The sequence below is a fragment of the Clostridioides sp. ES-S-0048-02 genome (assembly GCF_020658495.1).
Classification (GTDB): domain Bacteria; phylum Bacillota; class Clostridia; order Peptostreptococcales; family Peptostreptococcaceae; genus Clostridioides.
The window spans coordinates 1-472 of record NZ_JACVWH010000067.1 but is presented as its reverse complement, the minus strand read 5'-3'; the positions used below and the strand labels follow the sequence as shown (position 1 = coordinate 472).

Annotated in this window: 1 protein-coding gene; it reads right to left on the bottom strand. The window is 27.1% G+C overall.

Features of this window, described 5'->3' with window-relative positions; genetic code table 11:
• Positions 1-390: a BlaI/MecI/CopY family transcriptional regulator gene (locus IC173_RS20410; RefSeq protein WP_227856210.1), complete on the bottom strand. Its 390-nt coding sequence runs from the start codon at positions 388-390 to the stop codon at positions 1-3.
• Between the last annotated feature and the right edge of the window lie 82 nt (positions 391-472).

The window sequence follows — 472 nt, the reverse complement described above, 5'->3', positions numbered from 1 at the left end:
TTATTCATCAATATCATCTTCTTCTAAATTTTTAAAATACTCTTCTAACTTATCTAAGCTTTTACTATCTAAAACTTCATCATCATGTAAGGCTGAAATTAAACTCTTAAATGAATTATTGTGCATGAAACTAAAGAAACTCTTTGTCTCGACCTTTAAATAATCTGTTTCCTTTATAGCTATAGTATAATATGTACATCTATCTACCTTATCAGTAGTTAAAAATCCTTTGCCTACTAAATTTTTTAGGAATGTTAGTGTTGTACTCTTTTTCCAATTATACTTTAACTTCATAGCTTCTATGACATCCCTTGAGGCTAAGATATCATCCACTCCCCAAATATATTTCATCAGTTTTAGTTCTGCATGTGGTAATTTATTAATCTTCATTAGTTTACACCTCTTACCAATTTATGTATAACTAAATTCTATACCAATAAGAGTGTGTAATCAATTGAATTAGAATATATAT